Consider the following 17,845-nt stretch of genomic DNA (forward strand, 5'->3'; position numbering starts at 1 on the left):
CCGATGCCTGCCGCTCTTCCGTCCGGCCCGACCCCGCCCGGCAGGGTGCTCGCCGTCATCGCCGGGATCTATATCACCCAGAGCATCGTCGGCGGGCTCACCTTCCAGGGCCTGCCGACCAGCCTGAGAGCCGGTGGGGCGGGCTATGACGTGATCGGGCTCGTCTCGCTGCTGATGCTGCCCTGGGCGCTCAAATTCCTCTGGGCGCCCGCGGTCGAGCGCTTTCGGCGGCCGGTCGACGGCCGGCGGCACAGCCGGAAGATCGTGCTCGGCGGCCAGATCCTGGCCATCCTGAGCATTGCCCTGCTGACGACCGGGCAGACACCGCCATCGCCCGCCATGATGCTGACCATGCTCGCGGCCGCGGCCCTGGTCACGGCCACCGTCGATATCGGCTGCGATGCCTATGCGGTCGAGCAATTGTCCCCACGGCTGCGCGGGCTCGGCAACGTCATGCAGGTCGGCGGTGGTTATCTGGGCGCGCTGATCGGCGGCGGCGCCTTTCTGGTGCTGCTCGACCATGCCGGCTGGCAGCTCGCGATCCTGGCCATGGTCATGGCCATGACCCTGTTGACCCTGCCGATGGCGGCAACACGCGAGGGGCGGCCGGCGATCGATCGCGCGGAAGCGGCCGGGCACCGTCCGTCTCTCCGTCGGGCCATTGCACGGCGGGAGGTGCGCGTCGGCCTGGTGATCGTTTTCGCCGTCCAGGCCGGCCTGCGCCTGGCCATGGGGCTGACGGGGCCGCTGCTGGTCGATCGCGGGGTCTCGCTCGCCACCATCGGCCTGGTGACCGGTGCGGGCGGCATGGCACTCAGCCTTGCCGGCACCGTCGCCGCCGGCATTGCGCTTCGTCGGATCGACCCCGCCCGCCTGCTCGCACCGCTGGTGGGAATCCAGGCCCTGCTGCTCAGCAGCATCGCGGCGGTCATTGCCACCGATCTGCCGGCACCGCCGGTGATGGCCGTATTGCTGGCCCTCTCCGTGATCCAGGGTGCCAGTTTCGTCGCACTCTACACTGCCATGATGGGCTGGGCCGCCTCATCCCAGGCCGGTGTGGACTTCACCCTGCTGCAATGTGCCGATGCCGGGATCGCAGCCGCCGCCGGACTGTCGGGCGGCCTCATCGCAGCCGCTCTCGGCCTCGATGCCACGTTCGCCCTTGCCGCCGGCGCCGCCGCAGCTGCTGCCCTGTTGACCCCCCGCCTGCTCCGGCATGGCGCCCGCCCGGAGACCCTGCCGGCATGACCACGCGCCCCGATTTCCGCCTCCACGCCGTTATCGCCGGTGCTGGCATCGCCGGGCTCGCCGCCGCCTGGTGGCTCGACCGCATCGGCTGGCACACCACTCTGGTAGAGCGGGCGGCGGATCTGCGCACCGACGGCTATATGCTGGGCCTCTCAGGCCCCGGACTTGCCGCCGCAACCCGCATGGGCCTGCGCCCCGCCCTCGAAACCCATGGCCGGGAGATCGACGAAAATCTCTATCTCGACGGACGGGGACGGGAGGTGCTGCGCCTCCGCTATCGCGATCTGCTGCAGGGGATCGACTGGATCACCCTGTCGCGCACCGCATTGGTAGACGTGCTGGCCGGCGCCCTTCCTGCCTCCGCGACCATCCGCTTCGATGACCGGATCACCGGGATCGACGACCGCCGCGAAGGGCCGGTCGAGGTCACGCTTGCATCGGGCACGACATGCGCCGCGGATCTGGTGATCGGCGCCGAAGGGTTGCGCTCGGACCTCCGTCGCAGCCATTTCGCACCGGATGAAGCTGCATTGGAGCCGCTCGGCTATGGCGTCGCCGCCTTCCGCCTGCCCGACACACTGAAGCTGGGCCAGGACTTCCTGTCCTATGCCGAACCGGGCCGCCTGACCGAGTTCTACACTCTGGCCGACGGCTCGCTGGCCACGCTCTATGCCTGGCGGCGCACCGGGATCGACCTGCCAACGGGCGAGGCCGGGCGGATCCAGGCGCTGAAAGCCGCCTATGCCGGTGCCCATCCGGCGGTGCTGGCGGCGATCGATGCCCGGGAACCGGCCGATGGGCTCTATTTCGACACCACGCTCATGACGGTCCTGCCACACTGGTCCAAAGGCCGGCTGCTGCTGCTTGGCGATGCCGCCCATTGCCTCACCCTGCTTTCGGGCCAGGGCGCGGGGATGGCAATCACTTCGGCAGCCCTGCTCGCCGAATGCCTGCTGCGTCATCCGCTGGATGTGAAACGGGCCCTGGCGGAACACGAAGCCCGGCTACGTCCGGTCATCGATCGGCTTCAGACCCGCAGTCGCAAGCTCGCCCGACTGTTCATCCCGGCAACACCGGCCGGCTTCCGTCTGCGCAATTTCGCGCTGCGCCATATGCCGGCCCGGCTGCTGGCCCGACAGCTCACCCGGGATCTGAAGGGAGAGGGGCCGTTCTGAGCGAACCGGCATTTCATAGTCATTGACTATGAAATAGATGTCAAAAATCGATTTCCACTATGAAAAGCGGGGATGCAGGATCATGGGCGAAGGCGGACGGCAGCAAGCCGGCGCCAGAGGCATGTGAGGAGGCGAACCCCATGACCACCCGCTATGACGATCCGAAACCGACCGACCGGCCGACCCTGACCACCGCTGCCGGCGCGCCGGTGGTCAGCAATCAGTACAGCCGCACTGCAGGCCGACGCGGCCCCGTGACGCTCGACGACGTCCACCTGATCGAGAAGCTGGCCCATTTCAACCGCGAGCGCATCCCGGAGCGCGTGGTCCATGCCAAGGGCTCCGGCGCCTTCGGCACGCTGACCATCACCAACGACGTCACCCGCTACAGCAAGGCGAAGGTCTTCGCGGAAGTGGGCAAGAAGACCCCGCTGCTGATCCGGTTTTCGACCGTGGCCGGCGAGCGCGGCGCCGCCGATGCCGAACGCGACGTGCGCGGTTTCGCGGTCAAGTTCTACACCGACGAAGGCAATTGGGATCTGGTCGGCAACAACACGCCGATCTTCTTCATCCGCGATCCGCTGAAATTCCCCGATTTCATCCACACTCAGAAGCGCGACCCGCGGACCAATCTGCGCAACCCCACCGCCATGTGGGATTTCTGGTCGCGCAGCCCGGAGAGCCTGCACCAGGTGACGATCCTGTTCTCGGATCGTGGGCTGCCGGCCACTTATCGTCACCAGCACGGCTTCGGCAGCCACACTTTCGGCCTGGTCAATACCGCCGGTGAGCGGGTCTGGGTGAAGTTCCATCTGAAGTCCATGCAGGGCATCCGCAACATCACCGATGCCGAATCCGCCGACATCATCGGCCGTGACCGCGAAAGCCATCAGGCGGATCTCTATGACGCAATCGAGCGTGGCGACTATCCGCGCTGGCGGATGATGATCCAGGTGATGACCGAAGCCGAGGCACAGCAGACGCCCTATGATCCCTTCGACCTGACCAAGGTCTGGCCTCATGCGGATTTTCCGCTGATCGAGGTCGGCATCGTCGAGCTGAACCGGAACCCTGAGAACTATTTCGCCGAGATCGAACAGTCGATCTTCAGCCCCGGCAACCTCGTGCCCGGCATCACCGCCTCGCCCGACCGCATGCTCCAGGCCCGGTTGTTCGCCTATGGCGATGCCCATCGCTACCGGGTGGGGGTAAATGCCGATCAGTTGCCGGTGAACCGGCCGGTCGTCCAGGCCCATCCCGCCCATCGCGACGGCGCCATGCGCTTCGACGACAATGGCGGCCGGCAGCCCAATTACGAGCCGAATGGCTTCGGAGGGCCGGTAGAGGATCCGACCGCAGGTGAACCACCCCTGCCGCTCGACGGCCCGGCCGACCGCTACAGCCATCGCGACGGCAATGACGACTACACCCAGGCAGGCAACCTGTTCCGGCTGATGAGCGAGGCTGAACGCGACCGCCTGATGACCGCGATCGCCGGTGCCATGGCCCCGGTCCCTGAAGACATCCAGCGTCGCCAGATCGGCCATTTCGCCAAAGCCGATCCCGCCTATGGCGCCGGGGTCGCCGCACGGCTGGGTCTGAGCCTCAGGGACGCGGCCGAATAACCTCTGCCTGACCTGCCTTCCCGCCCCCCGATTGCGCCCCGGGGGGTGGCGGCGGCGGCGGTTTCCTCCGTGTGCCCGCCCGGATGTCCGCCGCCGGCCGCAGGGATCGCCTGCCTCCCGATCCCTGCGGGAGATCGTCGCACGGCCGGTTGTTGCCGCGACCGGCCGTGCGGCCTACTCTCCACCCATGACGACGGAGCCGGACCCGATGTTGAGCGACACGGCCGACGAGCGCAGGCCAGAGGCGGCCGCGCCCGACCGGGAGGCTGCGCCGCATCGCCATGCCCGGCTGCTGCGCATTGCCGGCTGGATCTGCGTCGGGCTGGGGGCCGTTGGCGCCGTGCTGCCGCTGATGCCGACAACCATTTTCCTGATCCTGGCGGTTGCCTGCTTCATGCGTGCCGATCCGGAGCTTGCCCGGCGGCTGCTGGAGCATCCGCGCTACGGCCCCTCGATCCGCGCCTGGCGCGAGCGGGGCATCGTGTCGCGCAAGGCCAAGATCGCAGCGGTCGTCGCGATGGCGGCCGGCCTGGTGTTTTCCTGGGCTCTGGGCGCGCCGGCCATGGTGCTGGCGGGGACCGCGGTCATCCTCATTCCCGTGGCCACCTGGCTGGTGCTGCGTCCGGAAGACTGATGCTCAGCTCTCGGGAAACGGCCCGGGCCGCATACCGCCTGCCGCCGCCAGCAACCGGCGGCCTTCGGCTGTAAGATAAGGCTCGAAGATGCCCATCAGCTGCCAGGCGCCCCAATCGAGATGCCGACGGGTGATGTCGCCGACCCCGTGGCGCATACGCAGATAGTCGATCCAATAGGTCGCGACGATCCAGGCGTTGACCATCATCCGCTCCAGTTCGTCGTCATCTGCCACGATCAGCCCGTTTGCCGCCATCGACCGCAGCGCCCGGCGCAGATCCGCCTGGCCCTCATCCGCCAGCGTTTCCAGTTCGGCTTGCAAACCCGGCGCCAGTCTGCGGACGACCATGGCGTCCCGATAGAAGAACCGCCATTCCCACATCAGACCGAACCAGCCGCGGAAATACCGCGCCGCCCGGGTCTCTGCCTCGCCCTCCGCCAGATCGGCTGCCGCCACCTCGCGCAGCTCGGCGGCGAAAGCCGCGAACAGGGTCTCGAGGATCTGCTCCTTGCGCTTGAAGTGGTAATAGAGGTTGCCCTCGTTGATGCCCACTGCCGCCGCGATCTCGGCGGTGGTGACGTCGGCCGTCCCCCGCCGGTTGAACAGTTCCCGGCAGGTCTCCAGGATCCGCTGTCGCGTTCCCGACCTGCGCCCCGCCACCGTCGCCATCCGGCCCCTCCTGCAGCACGTGTTGACGTGCCTAAGGTAAACACCTTAGGCTGACTCTCGTGCAAGCGTAACACGCACATCGTCGCGGATCAGAGAGACCGGTGGGGTCCGACCCGAAACATCCGGCCCGTTCCGCGATGCCAGGGAGGATCCCCGTTCATGGACACCACCACGATCGGCTCCGGCAATGCCGGGGCCGAAAGCTCTGACCTGCGCGCCGTCGACGTCCTGGTGATCGGCGCCGGCCTGTCGGGCATCGCCGCCGGCTACCACCTCCAGACCCGCTGCCCCGGCATCGATTATGCCATCCTGGAAGCCCGTGACGCGATCGGCGGCACCTGGGATCTGTTCCGCTACCCCGGCATCCGCTCCGACAGCGACATGTACACGCTGGGCTTTGGCTTCCGCCCCTGGATCGGCGACAAGGTCTTCGCGGACGGCCCCTCGATCCGCGACTATGTCCGCGATACGGCCACGGAATTCGGCATCGACCGACGGATCCTGTTCAATCACCGGGTGGTCTCGGCCGACTGGGACAGCGTAACCGCACGCTGGCAGGTGCTCGTAGAAGCAGGGCCCGAGCGGCACCCGCAGCGCTTCACCTGCCGGGTGCTCTATGCCTGCAGCGGCTATTACGACTATGCGGCCGGCCATATGCCCGACTGGCCAGGCATGGCGGATTTTCGCGGCCACATCATCCATCCCCAGGACTGGCCGGCGGATCTGGACCATCGGGACAAGCGGGTGGTGGTGATCGGCAGCGGTGCCACGGCCGTCACCCTGGTGCCGGCGCTGGCGGAAAGTGCTGCGCATGTCACCATGCTGCAGCGCTCCCCCAGCTATATCGTCGCCCGGCCATCCCGCGACGCCGCGGCAGGCTGGCTGCGCCGCCATCTTCCGGAACGTCTCGCCTTCCGGGCGGCCCGGTGGAAGAACGTGCTGCTGTCGATCTATTTCTACAACCTCGCCCGCAGGAAGCCAGCGCTGGTGAAGTCGAAAATCCTGGCCGGCGTGCGCCGTCAGCTGGGCCCCGACCAGGACCGCAACTTCACGCCGGCCTACGACCCCTGGGATCAGCGGCTCTGCCTGGTACCCGACGGCGATCTGTTCCAGGCGATCCGGGCCGGCACCGCCTCGGTCGTCACCGACGGCATCGAGCGCTTCACCGGAACCGGCCTCCGCCTCACTTCGGGGGAAGACCTGGCGGCCGACATCGTGGTCGCGGCCACCGGCCTCCGGATGAAGCTGCTCGCCCATATCACCCTCTCGGTCGACGGCCGGCCGGTACGGATCGGGGAGACGACCTCGTACAAGGGCATGATGTTGAGCGGCGTGCCCAATTTCGCCCTGGCACTCGGCTATACCAACGCGTCCTGGACGCTGAAATGCGAGCTGAGCGCGTTGCATCTCTGCCGGCTGATCCGCCATATGGATGCGAAGGGTTCAGACTGGTTCATGCCCCGCCCGCCCGAGCCCGGCCTCGCCACCCGGCCGGCGATCGACCTCGCCTCGGGCTATGTCCGCCGGGCGGCCGCGGACCTGCCTCGTCAGGGGGACCGCAAGCCCTGGCGGCTCAATCAGAACTATCTCCTCGATATGGCCGCACTGCGCTACGGTTCGGTGGTCGACGACAACCTTGCCTTCGGGCAGCGCAGAGATGCGGGAGGTGCAGGCTGATGCTTCTGCAAACGATCATCGCGCTGGCTGCGACCGGCGGCGGGCTCGCCCTGTTCACCGGCTGGACGGCCAGCCGGGTGGAGAAGGCGCTGCCGCCCCGCGGCCGGTTCATGGAGATCCGGGGCAATCGCCTGCACTATCTGGACGACGGCACCGGCCCGGACGATGACCGGCCGGCAGTGGTGATGGTTCACGGCCTCGGCGGCCAGATGCATCACTTCACCCACAGCCTGCTCGGCCGGCTCAGGGGCGATCATCGGGTGATCGTGGTCGACCGGCCGGGTTCGGGTCATTCCACCCGGCCCGATGATGCGCCCGCCAATGTGCTGGCCCAGGCCGGCGTGATCGCGGATTTCATCCGGGCGCTGAAGCTGCCGCGCCCGCCGCTGCTGGTCGGCCATTCGCTCGGCGGCGCGATCGCATTGGGCGTGGCGCTGGATCATCCGGAGACGATTTCGGGCGTGGCGCTGATCGCCGCTCTCACCCATCCCCAGGAGACGCCCCCCGACATCTTCAAGGGGCTGGCGATCCGCTCCGATACCGCGCGCCGCCTGATCGCCTGGACGCTGGCGACGCCGATGTCCTTCCTCCGCGGCCGCAAGGTGCTGGACGAGGTGTTCGGCCCCGATCCGATCCCCGCAGACTTTGCGATCGCCGGCGGTGGCCTGCTCGGCCTCAGGCCCAAGGCGTTTCGCTCAGCCTCGATCGACATGGTGGCGGCCAATGACGACCTGCCTGCCATGGCTGCCCGCTATCCCGACATCGCCCTGCCCATCCACATGATCTTCGCCCGCGGCGACCGGATCCTCGACTGGCGCGCCCACGGCGAAGCCCTGCAGGCGAAGCTGCCGGCGCTGCAGCTGACGCTGATCGACGGCGGACACATGCTGCCGGTGACGGCACCGGATGCGGTCGAGGCCCTGATCCGCAAGGCGACGCAGCGGGCTTGACCTTTAATATGGTGCCATATTATATGGCGCCTTATGGAAAGACTGGACACCAAATATCAGGCCCTGATCGACGAGAGCCGACGGCGAGGCCTCACCGGGCTCGACGGGCTCCGGACCTGCATGGAGCTGCTGTCGACGGCGCGGGCAATCGATCGCGATTGCGCCATCCGGCTCGGCAATCATGGCCTCTCGGAGGGCAGGTTTGTGCTGCTCTTCCTGCTCCGCGACCGGACAGAAGGGCTGGCACCGCACGTCCTGGCCGATCGGGCCGGCGTGACCCGTGGCACGATCACCGGCCTGCTCGACGGGCTGGAGCGTGACGGTTTTGTCCGACGCACGGCTGATCCCGAGGATCGCAGACGGGTCAGGGTGATGCTGACGAAGTCCGGCGAAGCCGTGACGGCCAGGGCGTTCCAGGAGCATGCCAGCTGGATCGCAGGGCTGACTGCCGGGCTTTCGGCGGAAGAGCAGGCAGAACTCGTGAGGCTGCTCGGCAAGTTGAGAGCAGGCCTTGCCAGCGAGGACGGATCATGAAGCCGACGGTCCTCTCCCCCGACCGCCATGCCGCGCTGAATACCGGAGAGGTTGCCGCCACGACCCTCGCCGAATGCCTTGCGGTCGATTTCGGAATCCTGATGCGGTCGGTTTTCCCCGATGCCGGTGATCAGGTGCTGCAGGCGATGGATGCGGCGGCGGCGCTCGGCATCTCCCGGCGCATGGCGCTGGCGGCGGAGCTGATCATCGGCCGTTACAGTCCCGGGGTGATCCCGCGCCTGACCGATCATCCGTCGGATACCGTGCGGGGCTGGGCCTGTTTCGCGGCAGGCAGGACCGCACCCGCGGATCACGTCTCCTGGCGCGAGGCCATCCGCCCCTTCGCCGATGACGGCCATTTCGGCGTCAGGGAATGGGCCTGGCTGGCGATCCGTGACCGGATTGCCGCCGATATTCCGGGGGCCATCGCGGCGCTGATGCCCTGGACGGCCGAGACCTCGCCGCGCCTGCGCCGCTTCGCGAGCGAGGCGACCCGGCCGCGCGGGGTCTGGTGTGCCCATCTGAAGCCGCTGAAGACCGATCCGACCCCAGGCTTCGCCCTGCTCGACCCGCTGAAGGCGGATCCCGAAACCTATGTTCAGGATTCCGTCGGCAACTGGCTGAATGATGCCGCCAAGGACCGGCCGGAGACGGTGCTGGCGCTCATCAGCCGCTGGCAGGCCGAGAGCCCGGTACCGGCCACGGCCAGGATCTGCCGGCGGGGGCTGCGCTCGATCCGGGCGTGACGCGGGTCAGGGATGACGCGGGTCAGGCGGCAACCGACTCGGTCAGACCGACATCCCAGCCGGTATCGTCGTCGAAAAACAACCGCCCCCGCTTGACCCGGAGCGCGACTGTCCGGCCGTTGGCGAGACCGAGGGCGTCGGCCTCCTCGCGCGGCAGTTCGGCCTCGACCAGATCCAGCCCGGGTACATCAAGCTCGATGCGCACCGAGGCGCCGAAAGCGACCAGATGGCGCACGGTCGCCGGCAGCGCATCGGCCGCACCTGCCGGCAGCACCGCCAGATCATGGGGCCGGACATAGAGCGTACCCTGTTCGGCGCGGGTCGCCTCCAGGCCCGCTGGCAGCGGCAACCCCGCCGTGCCGGCCCCGCTGACGCCGGCGACCTTCAGCCGCCCCGCCTCCACCATCACCGGCAGTTTGTTGACGTTGCCGAAGAACTGATACACGAAGGCCGTCGCCGGCCGGTCATAGACCTCGGCCGGGGTGCCGATCTGTTCAATCCGGCCCTGGGACATCACCACCACCCGGTCGGCGACTTCCAGCGCCTCTTCCTGGTCGTGGGTCACGAAAACACCGGTCAGGCCCAGATCGTCGTGCAGGCGGCGCAGCCAGCGGCGCAGCTCCTTGCGGACCTTGGCATCGAGCGCACCGAAGGGTTCGTCGAGCAGCAGCACCCGGGGTTCGATGGCAAGCGCACGCGCCAGCGCCACACGCTGCCGCTGGCCACCCGACAGCTGGTTGGGGAAACGATCCGCCAGGCTTTCCAGCTGCACCATACGCAGCAGCGATGACACCCGCTCGGCAATCTCGGCCCGGCCCGGGCGGCTGGCGCGCGGCCGCACCGTCAGGCCGAAGGCGACGTTGTCGAAGACGGTCATATGCCGGAACAACGCATAATGCTGGAAGACGAAGCCCACCCGGCGCTCGCGTGCGCCCAGACGGCCCGCATCTTCACCGCCGAAGCGGATCGCGCCACGGTCGGCGGTCTCCAGCCCGGCGATGATGCGCAGAAGGGTGGTCTTGCCCGATCCCGACGGCCCGAGCAGTGCCACAAGTTCACCATCGCGGATGTTCAGGTCGACATCGACCAGCGCGTCATACCCGCTGAACCGCTTGGAGAGGCCCTTGATCTCGATCATCGTGCGTGTCCTTTTCCACCACGACCGGAATTGTCCGCGGGGAAAGGGTTCGAGTCAAATGATTTCACAGTCGTACTCAGCGCATACCCGCCATGTCATCCACTATATACATTATTTTTTGTGTGATTTTTGCTCGATGCAGGCAATCAGCGTTTCCTTCAGTCCCGGCAGACGCTCCAGGGGAAGGGACAGTTCTGCCTGCGGGTCAGCCCTGCCGGCAGGGATCAGGGTTCCAGCGAGGCAGATGCTGGCCGGATCATCATATTCGCCAAGCCCGTCGGCAGTGACCGTCACCACCTCCCCCGGAAGCGGCGGCGCATCGGCGGCACCGCCATGGGGGGCAAGGGCGGCGGCATCGAGGCGCAGCAACACGGTACCGGCACAGCAGGCGGCGCAGGAGGGCAGATCCCCGGCCGCCTGGCCCAGAGCGGCGGGGACGCCATCAGGCGCATCATCCGGCGCCAGCCCCAGGATCAGCGAGACCAGATCATAAGGTGTCGCCCATTGCGCGACGTCCAGGGCCTTGTCGTCGACAGGCGTCGCCGTGTGAATGCCGCCATTGCAGCGGTCCCCCGCCGGCGCCAATACCAGATCCTCCAGCACCGGCACGCCATTGGCCGTCGCAAGCCGGCCCGACAGCAGCATCGAGAACGCGCCCGTACCGCCGCCATTCTCGACGAGTTCATAGACCAGCCGATCACTGTCGAAACGGCCGACCAGACGGCTGCCGACCCAGCCCCGCGACCAGCCACCGGGGTTGCCGCCTTCCGGTCCGGCCGGCGGACGAACCATCACCGCCATGTCCTGGTGACGCTCCGGCATGATCTCTTCTCCCGGACAGCCGGCAAGAGGCAGGCGTTCCAGCGCGGTCTCGCCGGTATAGGCCTGGGAGACCAGGCTGTCGAAGCAGGCCGGATGAACCCCGGCCGGATCGAAGGACGGCGACGGTACCGCAGACAAGGCGGGGGCAGACAAGGCGGGGGCAGACGAGGCGGGGGCGGCCCAGGCCAGGCCGGCGATCAGACCGGCGGCGAGCGTGCTGCGGATGCCCATGACGTCGGATGCTCCTGAATTGCGGGAGAATCCTCACTCCCGCCTGGATGGTTGGGCAGTCAGCGCTTCCTGCCGCAGCCAATCGGTGAAGGCCAGGACCCGCGGATCGTTCCAGCCGGTCTCGGTCGACACCAGATGATAGGCCTGTGCGGCCTGGATCTGAATGGAAAGTGGCCGCACCAGCCGCCCCGCGGCCAGATGATCGGCGATGAGCGCGCTGCGCCCCATGATCACCCCCTGCCCGGCAACGGCCGCAGCCACCGCCACACCGGTGTCGTTGATCCGCATCTGCCGGTCCAGATCATCAGGCGGGTTGAGCCCGGCAGTGGCGAAGAAGCTCCGCCAGGAGACGGCGACCTCGCCACCTGTCACATCGGCGTCGTGGATCAGGGGCAGATCAAGCAGGGCGGCAGGTTCGGTCACCGGTCCCAGCCGCTCCAGCAGGGCGGGGCTCATCACCGGCCCGAGCGTCTCGTCCATCAGCCGCTCGGAAACCAGCGGCCCGTCGATCGTCGGCACATAGCGGATGGCGAGGTCGACCGTATCGCGATCGAAATCCACCAGCCGGGTCTCGGCACGCAGGAACAGCTCGACATCCGGATAGGCCTCGCGGAACCGGCCGAGCCGAGGCGCCAGCCAAAGACTGGCAAAGGAAGAGAGCACGCTGACGGTCAATCGCCCGCCCAGATCACGCCCGCGCAGTTCGGCGGTAGAACGGGCGATGCGGTCGAAGCCGTCGGTCAGCCCCGGCAGATAGGCGCGCCCGGCCGCCGTCAGCAGCAGGCCGTTGGGCAGGCGGCGGAACAGCGTGACGCCAAGCCAGGCCTCCAGCCCCTTGATCTGGTGGCTGACCGCAGCCGGCGTCACGTGAAGCTCTTCCGCCGCACGGGCAAAGCTGGAATGACGGGCAGCGGCCTCGAAGGCGCGCAAGCCGTTCAGGGGCGGCAGTTTACGGGGCATGGCGTGTCCGGACCGGGTGCCGTCTCCGGCTCGACAGGCCGTTCCGGCGACGGTGAAGGACGGGCAGGCCTTCATCGTGCCCGTCGCCGCCCCTCGTGACCCACGAATAGTTTTCCTAAGGGAGTGTACGAGAAAGCCTCGTTTGCCCGCAATCGGCTCAGGGCGGAAGATGCAGTCACCGCCGGAGCCGTCCCTCTGCCCCCTCCCCCCATCCGGCGGCTCCCTTCCAGCCGGAGATGACGAAGATGACCGTCGTGACCCTGCGGCACCGCGCCGACGCCTGCGCGGGAGCCGGACTGCCCCCCGTTCGCGCCCAGGCCGCCGTGAAGCCGGTTCACGGCCTGATCGAACGGATGATCGCCACCCTCGGTCTCTGGGCCGAGCGCCACCGGCAGCGCCGCTGCCTGGCGACGCTCGATGCGCATCTGCTGCGCGATCTGGACATCGACCCGATCGATGCATCGCGGGAGGCGAACAAGCCCTTCTGGCGCGCTTGACCGCCACATCCGCCCCCGCAAAAAAATGGCCGCGGCTCCCGACCGGAGCAGCGGCCATTCCCGTTTCAGGCCCTGCACGTCATCAGCCGACCATGGCGTTGCCGAACAGGGTGTTGGGCAGCCAGAGCGAGATTTCCGGCACATAGGTGATGATGATCAGGAAGGCGATCAGGATCATCAGCCAGGGCCAGGCTGCCTTCACCACGCTCAAGACCGGCATCCCCGTTATGCCCGATGTCACGAACAGGTTGAGCCCGACCGGCGGCGTGACCATGCCGATCTCCATGTTCACCACCATGATGATGCCGAAATGGATCGGGTCGATCCCGAGGCCGGTGGCGATCGGGAACAGGATCGGCGCCAGGATCAGGATGATCGCAGAAGGCTCCATGAAGTTGCCGGCGACCAGCAGGATGATGTTGACCACCAGCAGGAATTGCCAGGGCGCCAGCCCGGCTTCGGTGATGCCGCGGGCGATCGACTGCGGGATCTGCTCGGTGGTCAGCACATGGGCGAAGAGGAAGGCGTTGGCGATGATGAACAGCAGCATCACCGTCACCTTCGCCGCATCGACCAGCACATGCGGCACGTCGGTGATCTTCAGGTCGCGATAAATGAACAAGGCGACCACGGCGGCGTACACCGCCGACACCGCCGCCGCTTCGGTGGGGGTGAAGATGCCGCCATAGATGCCGCCCATGATGATCACGATCAGGAGCAGACCCCAGAGTGCCTTGCGGCCGGTGCGGAGCACTTCTGAAAACGGCGCCCGCGGCTGGCGCGGAATGCCGTTCACCCGGGCAGAGATGTAGATGGCCACGCCCAGCATCAGTCCGAGCAGGATGCCCGGGATGACGCCGGCCATGAACAGCCGGCCGACCGAGCTTTCGGTCGCCGCAGCATAGACGACCATCACCAGCGAGGGCGGGATCAGGATGCCGAGGGTGCCGGCGTTACAGACCACGCCCGCAGCAAAGCTCTGTGTATAGCCGGCGCGGACCATGCCGGCGATCACGATGGACCCGACGGCAACCACCGTGGCGGGCGATGAGCCCGATACCGCCGCGAACAGCATGCAGGCCACCACCGAGGCGATGGCGAGGCCGCCATACATGTGGCCGACGCAGGCATTGGCAAAGGCGATCATCCGCCGCGCCACACCGCCTGTGGTCATGAAAGCCCCGGCCAGCACGAAAAACGGGATGGCCAGCAGGGTATAGAGTTCGGCGGTCTGGAAGAACTTCAGCGCCAGCGACGCCATGCTGTCGTTTGCGAACAGCAGAATGGTGAGCAGGCTGGACAGGCCGAGCGAGATGGCGATCGGCATCCCGATGATCAGGAAGACGAAGAGCGCCACGAACAGGAAGAGTGTGGTCACCGGCCCCTCCCTTCCCGACCGGACGTGCCTGCCGTCGGATCATCCTTGCCCCGCTGGTCGAGGGCCAGGGCCTCGGCCGCCTCGTCGGCGAGCTGGAAGCCGTCGGCCCGCCCGCTGAGGATCGCCCAGCCCTGCTCGATCAGCCTGAGCCCCAGCAGGGCAAAGCCCACCGGCAGGATGATCGACAGCATCCAGCGCTCCACGGGGATGTCCTCGGCCTCGATGCCGAGCGTCATCATGCGGTCGGTGTAGTTCCAGGATCCCCAGAACATCAGCCCGGCATAGAGCAGCGCCAGGGCGACGGCCACAAGCCCCACCACTCTGCGGGGGGCAGCCGGCATCATCTTCACCACCAGGTCGATGCCGATATGGGCATGGACCCGCACACAGTACGAGATGCCGATCATGATCAGCCAGGCGAAGAGATAGAAGGTCGCCTCAAGCGCCCAGACCAGGCCGCTGTTGAACACGTAACGCAGCACCACCTGGACGAAGGTGAGCAGCGTCATGGCAGCCAGGAGGAAGGCGATCGCGCCTTCCTCCAGCCGTCCCCAGATGCGGGCGATCATTGCGGTGATCCCGTGGACGGGGTCGCGGCCGCTCAGCGGGCGCCGTTCGACGCCTGGGCTGCGTCGATCACATCCTTGCCGATCTCACCCTCGAACTTCGTCCAGACCGGCGCCATGGCCTTGCGCCAGGCCGACACCTCGTCCTTGGTCAGGGTCAGGATCTCGGACGAGCCGCTCTCGGCGATGCGCTTCTTATCCCGCTCGTTGATGTCGTTGGCCATCTTGTTCACGGCCGTCGTCACCTCGCCCATGATCTTCTCAAGTTCGGCGCGGACATCGTCGGGCAGGCCGTTCCAGAATTCCGTATTGGTCACCACCATGTAGTCGAGCACACCGTGATTGCTCTCGGTAATGTACTTCTGGACCTCGAAGAATTTCTGGCTGTAGAGGTTGGAGTAGGGGTTCTCGGCACCGTCGATCGCGCCGGTCTGCAGCGCCTGATAGACTTCCGAGAAGGCCATCTTCTGCGGGTTGGAGCCCAGCGCCTCGAACTGCGCCAGCAGCACGTCGGAGGCCTGAATGCGGAACTTGAGGCCCTTCGCATCTTCAGGCATGCGCAGCGGCTTGTTGGCCGACAGCTGCTTCATGCCGTTATGCCAGTAGCCAAGGCCGATGAAGCCCTTCTTCTCCATCGAGCGCAGCAGACCGCGACCGGTATCGCTCGCCTGGAAACGGTCGACGGCGGCGATGTCGTCGAACAGGAAGGGCAGGTCGAAAACCTGGAGCTTCTTCGTATAGCGGTCGAATTTCGACAGCGAGGGCGCGATCAGCTGGACGTCGCCCAGCGCCAGAGCCTCCATCTCCTTGCCATCGCCGAAAAGCTGCGAGTTGGGATAGACCTCGACCTTCACCCTGTCACCCAGCCGCTCGGCAGCGAGCTTCTGGAACATCAGCGCCCCCTGCCCCTTGGGCGTGGAGTCTGCAACGACATGACTGAACTTGATGACGATCGGATCGGCGGCCATGGCGCTGCCGCCGGCCAGCAGGCCCGCCACGACGGCGAGCGACGCGAAAATGCGCATGGATCGGTTCCTCCCCTGGACCTGATCAACGGCTCCTCAGGCGCCGGCATGCGGTCCGGACCCTCGTCCCCCGGAGGCCCTGGCCGGAATTCTGTTCCCGGATCTGGCCGTTGTTTTTCCCGGACCGTCACGACGCCTTGATGACGGGATGTTATCATCCCCACATGCCCGATGTAGCACGACCTGAGCGGTCGACCGGAATGGAAAATCGGTCAACCCTTCGTCGAAACGCGATTTTGGGCATTTTGTTTCGCATGTCGGGACAGGCCCGATGAATGGAAGACGGCCCGCGCCCCGCCGCGGGCCTGATATCGAGGAGAGAGAATGAACCGGCTCTGCGTCTTCTGCGGCTCCAATCCCGGCGATGCTCCCGCCTTCACCGAGGCGGCACGGCATCTGGGCCGCGAACTGGCCCGGCGGCAGCTGGGCCTGGTCTATGGTGGCGGCCGTGTCGGCCTGATGGGCCAGGTGGCGGACGCCACCATGGCGGCGGGCGGCGAGGTGATCGGCATCATCCCCAAGGCGCTGGAGGACCGTGAAGTCGGCCATCGCAACATCACCGAACTCCGTGTGGTGGGCTCGATGCATGAACGCAAGGCGATGATGGCTGACCTCTCGGACGGCTTCATCGCCCTGCCCGGCGGGATCGGCACGTTCGAGGAACTTTTCGAGGTCTGGACCTGGGCCCAGCTCGGCAGCCATGCCAAGCCCGTCGGCCTGCTCGACGTCGACGGCTTCTATCAGCCGCTGCTCGACTTCCTGCATCACGTGGCGCAGCGCGGCTTCATGAAGCCCCAGCATCTCGATATCCTGCTGGTCGACACCGATCCTGCCCGGCTGATCGAACGCTTCGCAGCCTATCGCCCGAAGGTCGAGCACAAATGGATCGAGATCGAGGAGCGCTGAGCCGCCTCAGTCGATCCGGGCGATCACCTGATCAAGGTCGTCCATCAGCCGGCTGCGCAGATCCGGCCCCAGCAGGTCTGCAAGTTCAGTCTGGGCGGCCCGCCACAGCGGCGCCGCCCGGCGCAGCACTGCCCGCCCCTCTTCCGTGATGACCAGCAGACGGCGGCGGCGATCATCCGGATCCGCCCGGGTCTCGATCAACCCTGCCTGCTCCATCGGCTTCAGATTGCGCGTCAGGGTGGTCCGGTCGGTTACCAGCCGCTCCGCCAGCTGGCCAAGCGGCGCCGGGCCGTCGGCCCTCAACAGGGCGAGCACCGGGAACTGGGTGATCCGGAGCCCGGCCGGCTCCAGCCGCCGGTCGTAGAGCCGCGTGACCTGCCGCGCCGCCTGACGCAGACGCAGGCAGGTGCAGGGAAGATCCGTCCCGCCGGTCATTCTCTCTCCTTGCCGTCCATGCTGCACCGCATTACGCTGCAACAAAAGAGTGTATATACACTCTTTTACATGGACAAGCAGGACGGGAGTTGCTCCATGACCACCGAGATCAGTGCTGCGGCAGCCGAAGCGACCGGGGGCCGGGGTATCGGCGTTGCCAGCCTTGACGAGATCGCCGACATCTCAGGGCTGGAAATGCTGCAACGCCTCGCCGCGGGGGAACTGCCCCGCCCGCCGATCGGCGCCACGCTGAATTTCGATCCCGAAACGGTAGAGCACGGCCGTGTGGTCTTTGCCGGCACGCCGCTCTTCGACCATTACAACCCGATCGGCACCGTCCATGGTGGCTGGATCGCGGCAATGCTCGACAGCGCGCTCGGCTGCGCCGTGCACAGCACCCTGCCCGCCGGGTCGGCCTATACCACGGTCGAGATCAAGGTGAACTATCTGCGCCCGGTGACCACTGCGACCGGGAAGATGCGAGCCGAGGGCAAGGTCATCCATGTCGGCCGCAGCTTTGCGACCGCCGAGGCCACACTCACCGACGAGGCCGGCAAGCTCTACGCCCATGGCACCACCACCTGCGCAATCTTCCCGCTGTCACGCCGGGCGGGGTGATCCCCGCCCGG

19 protein-coding genes are annotated in these 17,845 nt (G+C 67.1%); 11 read left to right on the forward strand and 8 right to left on the reverse strand.

Annotation, left to right across the window (positions count from 1 at the left end; all coding sequences use genetic code 11):
• The first annotated feature begins 3 nt into the window (after positions 1–3).
• From P7L68_RS24740 to P7L68_RS24755, 4 genes are all read left to right on the forward strand, one after another.
• On the forward strand, positions 4–1,248 hold the full coding sequence (locus P7L68_RS24740; protein ID WP_372002473.1) for an MFS transporter: 1,245 nt from the start codon (positions 4–6) through the stop codon (positions 1,246–1,248).
• The gene (locus P7L68_RS24745) at positions 1,245–2,423 is read left to right on the forward strand and encodes an FAD-dependent monooxygenase (protein ID WP_372002474.1); all 1,179 of its coding nucleotides are present in this window, start codon (positions 1,245–1,247) and stop codon (positions 2,421–2,423) included. The genes P7L68_RS24740 and P7L68_RS24745 overlap by 4 nt, the downstream gene beginning before the upstream one ends.
• A 140-nt stretch (positions 2,424–2,563) precedes the next feature.
• Entirely contained in the window at positions 2,564–4,048 is a 1,485-nt protein-coding gene (locus P7L68_RS24750; RefSeq protein WP_372002475.1) for a catalase, read from the forward strand.
• Between the two features lie 208 nt (positions 4,049–4,256).
• Positions 4,257–4,682, forward strand: a complete 426-nt coding sequence (locus P7L68_RS24755; RefSeq protein ID WP_372002476.1) for a YbaN family protein — start codon at positions 4,257–4,259, stop codon at positions 4,680–4,682.
• A 3-nt stretch (positions 4,683–4,685) separates the two neighbouring features.
• Here P7L68_RS24755 and P7L68_RS24760 read toward each other — a convergent pair whose 3' ends face one another.
• Positions 4,686–5,351 carry a TetR/AcrR family transcriptional regulator gene (locus P7L68_RS24760; protein ID WP_372002477.1) on the reverse strand — a complete coding sequence of 222 codons (666 nt, stop codon included), beginning with the start codon at positions 5,349–5,351 and terminating at the stop codon, positions 4,686–4,688.
• A gap of 159 nt (positions 5,352–5,510) precedes the next feature.
• Between P7L68_RS24760 and P7L68_RS24765 the strand changes: the two genes are divergently transcribed.
• From P7L68_RS24765 to P7L68_RS24780, 4 genes are read left to right on the forward strand one after another with little or no spacing between them, the layout of a single operon-like run.
• On the forward strand, positions 5,511–7,028 hold the full coding sequence (locus tag P7L68_RS24765) for a flavin-containing monooxygenase (RefSeq protein WP_372002478.1): 1,518 nt from the start codon (positions 5,511–5,513) through the stop codon (positions 7,026–7,028).
• Positions 7,028–7,978 carry an alpha/beta fold hydrolase gene (locus P7L68_RS24770; protein WP_372002479.1) on the forward strand — a complete coding sequence of 317 codons (951 nt, stop codon included), beginning with the start codon at positions 7,028–7,030 and terminating at the stop codon, positions 7,976–7,978. The genes P7L68_RS24765 and P7L68_RS24770 overlap by 1 nt, the downstream gene beginning before the upstream one ends.
• Positions 7,979–8,011: 33 nt before the next feature.
• Positions 8,012–8,512 carry a MarR family winged helix-turn-helix transcriptional regulator gene (locus P7L68_RS24775; RefSeq protein ID WP_372002480.1) on the forward strand — a complete coding sequence of 167 codons (501 nt, stop codon included), beginning with the start codon at positions 8,012–8,014 and terminating at the stop codon, positions 8,510–8,512.
• The gene (locus P7L68_RS24780) at positions 8,509–9,258 is read left to right on the forward strand and encodes a HEAT repeat domain-containing protein (RefSeq protein WP_372002481.1); all 750 of its coding nucleotides are present in this window, start codon (positions 8,509–8,511) and stop codon (positions 9,256–9,258) included. The genes P7L68_RS24775 and P7L68_RS24780 overlap by 4 nt, the downstream gene beginning before the upstream one ends.
• 22 nt (positions 9,259–9,280) lie before the next feature.
• On the opposite strand, the gene P7L68_RS24785 is transcribed toward P7L68_RS24780, so the two are convergent.
• The 3 genes from P7L68_RS24785 to gcvA form a co-directional block, all read right to left on the reverse strand.
• A complete protein-coding gene (locus tag P7L68_RS24785) occupies positions 9,281–10,396 on the reverse strand; it encodes a sulfate/molybdate ABC transporter ATP-binding protein (RefSeq protein WP_372002482.1) in 1,116 nt (371 codons plus the stop codon).
• 111 nt (positions 10,397–10,507) lie between these two features.
• The gene (locus P7L68_RS24790) at positions 10,508–11,449 is read right to left on the reverse strand and encodes a hypothetical protein (RefSeq protein ID WP_372002483.1); all 942 of its coding nucleotides are present in this window, start codon (positions 11,447–11,449) and stop codon (positions 10,508–10,510) included.
• A gap of 33 nt (positions 11,450–11,482) precedes the next feature.
• Positions 11,483–12,409 carry a transcriptional regulator GcvA gene (gene gcvA / locus P7L68_RS24795; RefSeq protein WP_372002484.1) on the reverse strand — a complete coding sequence of 309 codons (927 nt, stop codon included), beginning with the start codon at positions 12,407–12,409 and terminating at the stop codon, positions 11,483–11,485.
• A 245-nt stretch (positions 12,410–12,654) separates the two neighbouring features.
• Here gcvA and P7L68_RS24800 point away from each other — a divergent pair, with 245 nt between their 5' ends.
• Positions 12,655–12,906, forward strand: a complete 252-nt coding sequence (locus P7L68_RS24800; protein WP_372002485.1) for a DUF1127 domain-containing protein — start codon at positions 12,655–12,657, stop codon at positions 12,904–12,906.
• 82 nt (positions 12,907–12,988) lie between these two features.
• On the opposite strand, the gene P7L68_RS24805 is transcribed toward P7L68_RS24800, so the two are convergent.
• Genes P7L68_RS24805 through P7L68_RS24815 form a run of 3 tightly spaced genes read right to left on the reverse strand, consistent with a single transcriptional unit; the run spans position 12,989 to position 15,875 of the window.
• Entirely contained in the window at positions 12,989–14,284 is a 1,296-nt protein-coding gene (locus P7L68_RS24805; RefSeq protein ID WP_372002486.1) for a TRAP transporter large permease, read from the reverse strand.
• Complete coding sequence (locus tag P7L68_RS24810; protein ID WP_372002487.1) at positions 14,281–14,853, reverse strand: TRAP transporter small permease; 573 nt, start codon at positions 14,851–14,853, stop codon at positions 14,281–14,283. The genes P7L68_RS24805 and P7L68_RS24810 overlap by 4 nt, the downstream gene beginning before the upstream one ends.
• A gap of 32 nt (positions 14,854–14,885) precedes the next feature.
• On the reverse strand, positions 14,886–15,875 hold the full coding sequence (locus P7L68_RS24815; protein ID WP_372002488.1) for a TRAP transporter substrate-binding protein: 990 nt from the start codon (positions 15,873–15,875) through the stop codon (positions 14,886–14,888).
• Between the two features lie 324 nt (positions 15,876–16,199).
• Between P7L68_RS24815 and P7L68_RS24820 the strand changes: the two genes are divergently transcribed.
• The gene (locus P7L68_RS24820; RefSeq protein ID WP_372002489.1) at positions 16,200–16,781 is read left to right on the forward strand and encodes a TIGR00730 family Rossman fold protein; all 582 of its coding nucleotides are present in this window, start codon (positions 16,200–16,202) and stop codon (positions 16,779–16,781) included.
• Between the two features lie 6 nt (positions 16,782–16,787).
• Here the strand turns inward: P7L68_RS24820 and P7L68_RS24825 are convergent, their stop codons facing one another.
• On the reverse strand, positions 16,788–17,216 hold the full coding sequence (locus tag P7L68_RS24825; protein ID WP_372002490.1) for a MarR family winged helix-turn-helix transcriptional regulator: 429 nt from the start codon (positions 17,214–17,216) through the stop codon (positions 16,788–16,790).
• Between the two features lie 96 nt (positions 17,217–17,312).
• Here P7L68_RS24825 and P7L68_RS24830 point away from each other — a divergent pair, with 96 nt between their 5' ends.
• Entirely contained in the window at positions 17,313–17,834 is a 522-nt protein-coding gene (locus P7L68_RS24830; protein WP_372002491.1) for a PaaI family thioesterase, read from the forward strand.
• Positions 17,835–17,845: the final 11 nt, after the last annotated feature.

The sequence above is a fragment of the Tistrella mobilis genome, assembly GCF_041468085.1.
Classification (GTDB): Bacteria; Pseudomonadota; Alphaproteobacteria; order Tistrellales; family Tistrellaceae; genus Tistrella; species Tistrella mobilis_A.